Here is an 8,036-nt window from a genome sequence, read left to right as displayed (position 1 = left end):
AACCGCGACGGCTTGCTCAGGTTGGGCATCTGGACCGGGGAGTTCTCCGTCTGGAGGTCATCCACGAGGTGCTGGAGATCGCCAAGCGTCGCAGCCGTCGTCGCCGTCGCCACCCGGGTGCGGTGCTCCTCCATCGAGAGCTGACCGTCGCTCAGTGCGCTGTCGAGTACCTGGCACTTGTTGTTCCGGTCGGTGTCCTTGGCCCGTGTTCCAGCCGTCTGCCGTGTCGCCACGAACAGATCGTAGGAGTTGGTGCGCCATCGGTGCAGACCAGATGCCGAACACGGCCCAAAGGTGACGGACTCGAAGCTGCGCCGAGGGAGGGCCGACGTACTCTGGTCTTCGTGCGATTGCAGCGACAGGTGGTGGACTACGCGCTCAAGCGGCGGTCCCTGCTTGCCGAGGTGTACTCGGGGCGGACGGGTGTTTCAGAGGTATGCGACGCCAATCCCTACCTGCTGCGCGCCGCCAAATTTCACGGCAAGTCCAGTCAGGTGATGTGTCCGATATGTCGCAAGGAACAGCTCACGCTGGTGTCCTGGGTGTTCGGCGATCACCTGGGCGCCGTGTCCGGATCAGCCCGCACCACGGAGGAGTTGGTGATGCTGGCAGCCAAGTTCGACGAGTTCGCGGTGCACGTCGTGGAGGTATGCCGAACGTGCAGTTGGAACCACTTGGTCAAGTCCTACGTGCTCGGCGCGCCCCGTCCGCCGAAGGCGCGCGGCACCAGGACGGCGCGCTCGGGAGCGCGCACGGCCAGTGAATAGCGAAGGGCGACACGAACGGTCAGCCGACGACGTTCCCAAGGGGTCCTCGGCTGGCGGTGAAGTCGCACCCCCACGACATTCGGCACCATCCCCGTCGGACGGTGCGACGAAGGCGTTCCCGCAGGCGCGTGAGTTGCCACCGCGGGAGGCGTTTCCGCCCGATGACCGCAGGACGATGCTCCTGCCGCCGGTCCCCGCCTCACCCCAGCGGCCCTACCGCGATCCGATCGACGTCGTCAAGGCGGCGCTGGATGGCACCCCACCGCCGAAGTTCCCGCCACCGGGTCCGCCACGAGGTGGCGGGCCGCCCGGCGGCAAGGGGCCGGGTGGACGCCAATTCCACGTCAACTGGAAGTGGGTGCGGCGCGGGTCGTACATCGCGCTAGCACTCGCGATCCTGCTGCCGATCGTGACGTTCGCGATGGCCTACATGATCGTCGACATCCCCAAACCCGGAGATATCCGGACCAACCAGGTGTCGACGATCCTCGCCAGCGACGGCAGCGAGCTCGCGAGGATCGTGCCGCCGGAGGGCAACCGGGTCGACGTCGACATCGAGCAGATCCCGGTCCAAACCCGCAACGCGGTGATGGCGGCCGAGGACCGTGACTTCTACACCAACCCAGGGTTCTCCTTCACCGGCTTCCTTCGTGCGTTCAAGAACAACATCTTCGGTGGCGATCTGCAGGGCGGCTCGACGATCACCCAGCAGTACGTCAAGAACGCGCTCGTCGGCGACGCCCGCTCCGGGGTGGGTGGCCTGGTACGAAAGGCCAAGGAGCTCGTCATCTCCACGAAGATGTCGGGTGAGTGGTCCAAGGACCAGGTGTTGCAGTCGTACCTCAACATCATCTACTTCGGCCGCGGCGCGTATGGCATCGGCGCCGCGTCGCAGGCGTACTTCGGAAAACCCATCGAACAGCTCGACGTCGCCGAGGGCGCGCTTCTCGCTGCGTTGATCCAGCAGCCGTCGGGGCTGGACCCGGCCGTTGATCCCGAGGGCTCCGCCGAACGGTGGAACTGGGTGCTCGACGGCATGGTCACCATGGGCGCGCTGTCGCCCAATGACCGCGCCGCGCAGGTGTTTCCGCCGACGCTGCCCCCCGATCAGGCTCGCGCGCAGAATCAGACCAGCGGACCCAACGGGTTGATCGAGCGGCAGGTCACCAAGGAATTGATGGACCTGTTCAACATCGACGAGCAGACGTTGAACACCGAGGGCCTGCAGGTCACCACGACGATCGACCCGAAGGCGCAGAAGTCTGCCGAGGACGCGGTGGCCGAGTACCTGGAGGGCCAGGACCCGGACATGCGGACGGCCGTCGCCTCGATCGATCCGAAGACCGGCGGGGTCAGGGCGTATTACGGCGGTTCGGACGCCAATGGCTTCGACTTCGCGCAGGCCGGCCTGCCGACGGGGTCGTCATTCAAGGTCTTCGCACTCGTCGCCGCGCTTCAGCAGGGCATCGGTCTTGGCTATCAGATCGACAGCTCGCCCGTCGAGGTCAACGGCGTCAAGATCACCAACGTCGACGGTGAGGCGTGCGGCACGTGCAACATCGCCGAGGCGCTCAAGCAGTCACTCAACACCAGCTACTACCGGTTGATGTTGAAGTTGAAGAACGGCCCGAAGGACGTCGCCGACGCCGCGCACGCGGCGGGTATCGCCGAGAGCTTCCCCGGCGTCGAGCACACCCTCTCCGAGGACGGCAAGGGCGGACCGCCGTACGACGGAATCGTGTTGGGCCAGTACCAGTCTCGTGTCATCGACATGGCGTCGGCGTACGCCACGCTGGCGAACTCCGGGCTCTACCACCGGCCGCACTTCATTCAGAAGGTCGTCCGTTCCGACGGCCAGGTGCTGTTCGACGCGTCTCAGCAGGACGACCCCGGCGAGCAGAAGATCGACAAGGCCGTCGCCGACAACGTCACCGCGGCGATGCAGCCCATCGCGGGTTACTCACGGGGTCACAACCTGGCCGGCGGCCGGCCGTCGGCAGCCAAGACGGGTACCAATCAGCTCGGTGACACCGACGCCAACCGCGACGCGTGGATGGTCGGCTACACGCCGTCGCTGTCGACGGCGGTCTGGGTCGGCACCACCGAGGGCACCAAGCCGCTGGAGAACAAGTCAGGCGGATCCGTCTACGGGTCGGGGCTGCCATCCGACATCTGGAAGGCCACGATGGACGGCGCCCTCAAGGGCACCGACAACGAGACGTTCCCGAAGCCGACGGAGATCGGCGGTTACGCGGGGCCGCCAGTCGCACCTCCGCCACCGCCCCCTCCACCGCCACCGTCCGAGACGGTGATTCAGCCGACGATCGAGTTGGGCCCTGGCATCACGATCCCGTTCGGCCCGCCGACCACGATCCCGCTGCCGCCACCCGGGTCGCCGCCGCCCGGTGACCCGAACGCTCTGACCCCGACCGCCACCGCGCCGCCGCCTCCGCCGTGACCGGTGAGGAGCCGAGTCGGTCGACGGTGTCCCCCCAACCGCTGGCCGACGATCTGCGCAGCGACGACGACCGCGACCTGCCCAGCCGGACGGACACCATCGGAGCGGCGCTGTCGGGTGTGATCGGTGGTCCGGTCGGCAGGCACGCCCTGATCGGCAGGGCCCGGTTCATGACCCCGCTGCGCGTCATGTTGATCATCGCGCTGCTGTTCCTGGCGCTCGGGTATTCGACGAAGGCGGCGTGCCTGCAGTCGACGGGTACCGGCACCGCCGATAAGCGGGTGGCCGTGTGGGAGAACCAGCGCGCGTACTACGAGCTCTGCTACTCGGACACGGTGCCGCTGTACACCGCAGAACTGTTGAGCCAGGGCAAGTTTCCGTACAAGTCGTCCTGGACCGAGAAGGACGCCGCGGGCGCGCCGCAGAAGCAGTACGACGGGGCACCGGCGGTGCGATACATGGAGTATCCGGTCCTGACGGGGATGTACCAGTACGTGTCGATGGCGTTGGCGAAGACGTACACGGCGTTGACGAAGCTGGTCTCGATCCCGATCCTCGCCGAGGTGGTGATGTTCTTCAACATCGCCGCGTTCGGCTTGGCGCTGGCGTGGCTGGCCACGGTGTGGGCGACGGCGCGGTTGGCGGGCCGCCGGGTCTGGGACGCGGCGCTCGTCGCGGCCTCACCGCTGGTGATCTTTCAGATCTTCACCAACTTCGACGCGCTGGCGACGGCGTGCGCGGCGGGCGCGATGCTGGCCTGGGCTCGGCGAAGACCGGCGCTGGCCGGCGCCTTGATCGGCGTCGGTGTGGCGCTCAAGCTCTATCCGCTTCTGCTGCTGGTGCCCATGGTGATCCTTGGCCTGCGGACCGGCCGGATGCGTGAGGTTGGCAAGACGGCCGCCACCGCGGTGGTGACGTGGTTGGTGGTGAACCTGCCGATCATGGTGCTGTTTCCGCGCGGCTGGTCGGAGTTCTTCCGGCTCAACACCCGGCGCGGCGATGACATGGATTCGATCTACAACGTCGTGAAGTCGTTCACCGGCTGGCGGGGCTTCGATTCGCAATTGGGGTTCTGGGAGCCGCCGTCGGTGACCAACGCCGTGACCGCCGTGCTGTTCGCCGCATGCCTGTGCGGGATCGCCTACGTGGGGCTGACGGCCAAGCAGCGTCCGCGGCTGGCACAGTTGGCGTTCCTCGTCGTCGCGGCCTTCCTGCTGACCAACAAGGTGTGGAGTCCGCAGTACTCACTGTGGCTGGTGCCGCTGGCCGTGCTCGCCTTGCCGCAACGTCGAATCCTGTTGGCGTGGATGACGATTGACGCAATCGTCTGGGTGCCTCGGATGCTGTACCTCTTCGGTGAGCAGAAGATGGGCCTGCCGCAGCAGTGGTTCACCACGACGGTGTTGCTGCGGGACGTCGCGGTGATGGCCTTGTGCGCCTTGGTGATCCGTCAGATCTACCGTCCGGAGCTGGACGTGGTTCGCCGCCACTTCGGTGTCGATGGCCGCGTCGACGATCCGTCGGGCGGGGTGTTCGAGCACGCTCCCGATGCGCCGCCGAAGTGGCTGCCCGGTCGGTTGCGGCCGGCCGTGCCCGAGCCAACCGTGGAACCCGAGCAGGAGTTGGTACGCACATGAGCGATCTCGAATTCAGCGACTCCGTCGTGGTGAACGTCGATGCCGACGATCTCTACGGGCTGGTGTCCGACGTGACCCGAATGGGCGAGTGGAGCCCGCAGTGCCGGGCGTGCTGGTGGGACGAGGGCGGCGGCCCAACCGTCGGCGCGTACTTCACCGGGCGCAACGACGACGGGAAGCGGACGTGGGAGACGCGCAGCCGGGTCGTGGCTGCCGATCCCGGCCGCGAGTTCGCGTGGGTGGTCAATGAGGGCTGGGTGCGGTGGGGCTTCACGGTCGAGCCCTTGAAGGACCCAGATGGCGGTACCCGCCTCACCGAGTCGTGGGCGTTCCTGCCCGAGGGCATCCAGGGCTTTCACGGCCGGTTCGGGGAGCACGCCGATGAGCAGATCGCGATTCGGACGCGAGCGGCCAGGGAGGGCATCCCTGTCACCTTGGCGGCGATCAAGCGCACGGCCGAGGGCGGCTGAGCCGGATCCGGGTGGGTCAGGACGAGCCGCTAAACGAGGGAATCCCAGAAGCGGGTGAGTGCGGCGGCGCCACGATGCGGATCCTCCACCATCCACCAATGCCCCAGCCCCTCGAGCACTTCGGTTCGGGCGCCTGCGCGGTTTGCGGCGCGACGCCGGATGTCGTCGGAGCCGATGTAGGGGTCCTCGGTCGCCAGCAGTGACAGTCCCGGCCGGGTCGCGGCCCGCTCCAGTGCGCGTCCTGCCTCGGCCATCGCGGGTTGGCGCGCGGATCGGTAGAGCAGCAAGATCGCCCGCGCCATCTCCGGGCCCTGGGCTAGGGCGATCGACGTCGCGATGTCCTGAGGTATGCCCAGCGCGACGAGCTGGGCGGTGCGGTCCTCGGACGTGCCTCCCAACATGGTGTCGACCAGCTGCTCGCCCTCCCCGGGCGTCTGCCACACCTGCGCGAGGTCGTGCCAGACGTAGTCGGGATCGAACAATCCGACGACGTCGGTGGCCCAGCTGCGGACGAGCTCGGGCCGATGCATCACCAGGTTCATGACGTGCCCACCGCCCCAGTCGTGCCCGACGAGATCGACCGGTTCGTCGATGTCCTGCAATTTGCCTTCCAGCCAGTCCCGGTAGGCGAGGTACGTCGCGGGAAATGCTTCGGGCAGCGGGGCGCCGAATCCCGGCGGCGACAACCGCACCACGTCATCCCGCCCGAGGGCGTCGACCAGCGGACCCCAAATCGCATCCGTCTCCGGATTGCCGTGCACCAGGACGACCGTCATGGTCGACATCCTGACACGTCGCGACGATGACGCGCGGCCGAAGCGGAACAGTTGGCGAACACTACGGTAAGGGCGTGACGGGTCCGGTCGCGACCGGCGCCGTGACTCGTCCTAGTCGTGAATCACGTTGTTGGCGCGAGAGATTCGCGCGGGCGACTCGATAGAGGAACGCTGGGTGCAAAAGGCGGGCTGGTGGGTCGACCAGGCCCGTGACCTTGGTGAACTGGGCATGCACCGTACGGTCGGTCTCGGAGGCGGTCAGCATCCAGCCCGCGAACCGGTTGGTGAGGCGCGTTGCCGGTGTGCGGTGTCCGTCGACCTCTGGAAACGCCAGGTCAGTACCGGCTCCGAGACTCCACGCCACACCGATCTGCTTCGCCGCGGCTCGAAAGTATCGTCGGGGCAGATCGGTGGCACCGCCGCGCAACGACTTCCGCAGCGCCATGGCATCTGCCGCGGCGACCGACATGCCTTGGCCGTACACCGGGTTGAAGCTGCAGATGGCGTCACCGGTGACCAGCAGACCGTCCGGGAAACGCCGCATCTTGTCGTAGCGGCGCCACTGGCTGGACGGGAGCCGGTGCTGGATCACCGGCGCGATCGGTTCACTGGCGGCCACCGCCGCCAGCAGATGCGCTGGAGCGTAGGGCTCCGCGAAGGCCAGCATGCCGGCGAAATCCCGCGGCGGTTCGTGGCCGCACATCCCGAAGACGGTGAAGATCCACGTGTCGTTCTCGTTGTGCACGAGGAACATTCCGGTTGGCCGGGTGGCAACGGGACTGACGATGACGAGCATCTCCTCGATGGCGCCTGGCGGAATCCGCAGCACCTGGCTGACGTAGGTCGTGTGCACGACGATGTGGTCCTCGTCCGGTCGCCCGTATCCGAGGGCCTCGAGGAAGGCGGGCGTGTGCGCACCGCGTCCCATCGCGTCCACGGTGAGGTCGGCGGTCAACGTTTGCTCGGCGCCGCCGTCGCGTTTCACCACCCGAACCCCGGTGATGCGTCTTCGATCGGCCGTCGACGTCAGCTCCGCCACGTCGTGACCGTCGACCAGCGTGACGTTCTCGATGGCTTGCACGCGCCGCCGAACGTGGCACTCCAGGAACGGCCGACTCGGCTGATACATCGCGTATCGCTTGGGATCGGCGGCTGCTTTTCCGGAGCGGGGCATCACGTGCCCGGCGAAGGACAGGTAGAGACGGGAGTATTCGCCGTCGTCCCACACGGGCGCGCCGTCGGCGACCAGCTCGTCGAGAATCCCTGGAAAGAACTCGTCCAACGCGTGCGCGCCGCGTGCCAGCAGGGCATGCGGATGTCGGCCCTGCGGTACTCCTCGACGGTTGGCGGGATCGGTCGACAACACGTCACGGTCGACGACCGTGACGGTTCGGAAGTGATCGGCCAGCACCCTGGCTGCCAGTAAGCCGCTCATGCTCGCGCCTAGGACGACCGCATGTTCCCCCAGTACCGCCATGGCGAATCCCCCAACTCACCGTTGCAGGTTCGTCAATCCGAACCCGCGATGTGCGAAAGATAGCAGCCGACACCCGGTGTCATCGAGAGTTTCACCAAGGAAGTGCGAACGGCGACGAGCTGACCGCCGGCCGACGATTTCGCTGCTCAGGCGCTCCTGCTGTAACCTTGCCGAGTTGCCGACGCAGGCGACCCTCCTGCCACGGACAAGCCGTGGCCGCACACGACCATAGGAGGTGATGGGTTCATATGCGTCCATACGAAATCATGGTCATCCTCGACCCCACGCTCGATGAGCGGACAGTAGCTCCGTCGCTGGAGACGTTCCTGAACGTCATCCGCAAGGACGGCGGCTCGGTCGAGAAGATCGACATCTGGGGCCGTCGCCGGTTGGCGTACGAGATCCTCAAGCACCCCGAGGGCATCTACGCCGTCATCGACGTGAAGGCCGA

8 protein-coding genes are annotated in these 8,036 nt (G+C 66.9%); 5 read left to right on the top strand and 3 right to left on the bottom strand.

The window, feature by feature from the left end:
• The coding region (locus QOD90_RS30970; RefSeq protein ID WP_526356341.1) for a DUF1707 domain-containing protein at positions 1–233 on the bottom strand (233 nt) is incomplete at its 3' end.
• 111 nt (positions 234–344) lie between these two features.
• Between QOD90_RS30970 and QOD90_RS30965 the strand changes: the two genes are divergently transcribed.
• The 4 genes from QOD90_RS30965 (at position 345) to QOD90_RS30950 (ending at position 5,332) form a co-directional block, all read left to right on the top strand.
• The gene (locus QOD90_RS30965; RefSeq protein WP_526356339.1) at positions 345–767 is read left to right on the top strand and encodes a DUF5318 family protein; all 423 of its coding nucleotides are present in this window, start codon (positions 345–347) and stop codon (positions 765–767) included.
• A 175-nt stretch (positions 768–942) separates the two neighbouring features.
• Positions 943–3,225, top strand: coding sequence for a transglycosylase domain-containing protein (locus tag QOD90_RS30960; RefSeq protein ID WP_526356337.1), 2,283 nt, complete (start codon positions 943–945; stop codon positions 3,223–3,225).
• Positions 3,222–4,862 (top strand): glycosyltransferase family 87 protein, encoded by a 1,641-nt coding sequence (locus QOD90_RS30955; protein WP_526356335.1) that lies wholly within the window; start codon positions 3,222–3,224, stop codon positions 4,860–4,862. The genes QOD90_RS30960 and QOD90_RS30955 overlap by 4 nt, the downstream gene beginning before the upstream one ends.
• Positions 4,859–5,332 (top strand): SRPBCC family protein, encoded by a 474-nt coding sequence (locus QOD90_RS30950; protein ID WP_526356333.1) that lies wholly within the window; start codon positions 4,859–4,861, stop codon positions 5,330–5,332. Before QOD90_RS30955 ends, QOD90_RS30950 begins: the two co-directional genes overlap by 4 nt.
• Positions 5,333–5,361: 29 nt before the next feature.
• On the opposite strand, the gene QOD90_RS30945 is transcribed toward QOD90_RS30950, so the two are convergent.
• Both QOD90_RS30945 and QOD90_RS30940 read right to left on the bottom strand, forming a co-directional pair.
• Entirely contained in the window at positions 5,362–6,108 is a 747-nt protein-coding gene (locus QOD90_RS30945) for an alpha/beta fold hydrolase (protein ID WP_526356331.1), read from the bottom strand.
• Positions 6,109–6,169: 61 nt separating this feature from the next.
• The gene (locus QOD90_RS30940) at positions 6,170–7,543 is read right to left on the bottom strand and encodes an FAD-dependent oxidoreductase (RefSeq protein ID WP_526356329.1); all 1,374 of its coding nucleotides are present in this window, start codon (positions 7,541–7,543) and stop codon (positions 6,170–6,172) included.
• A 290-nt stretch (positions 7,544–7,833) separates the two neighbouring features.
• Here QOD90_RS30940 and rpsF point away from each other — a divergent pair.
• On the top strand, positions 7,834–8,036 hold a 203-nt coding region (gene rpsF, locus QOD90_RS30935; protein WP_526356327.1), incomplete at its 3' end, for a 30S ribosomal protein S6.

The organism is Mycobacterium sp. (assembly GCF_032161845.1).
Classification (GTDB): Bacteria; Actinomycetota; Actinomycetes; order Mycobacteriales; family Mycobacteriaceae; genus Mycobacterium.
The sequence above is the reverse complement of the archived record's forward strand: the minus strand, read 5'-3'. Positions and strand labels throughout refer to the sequence as shown.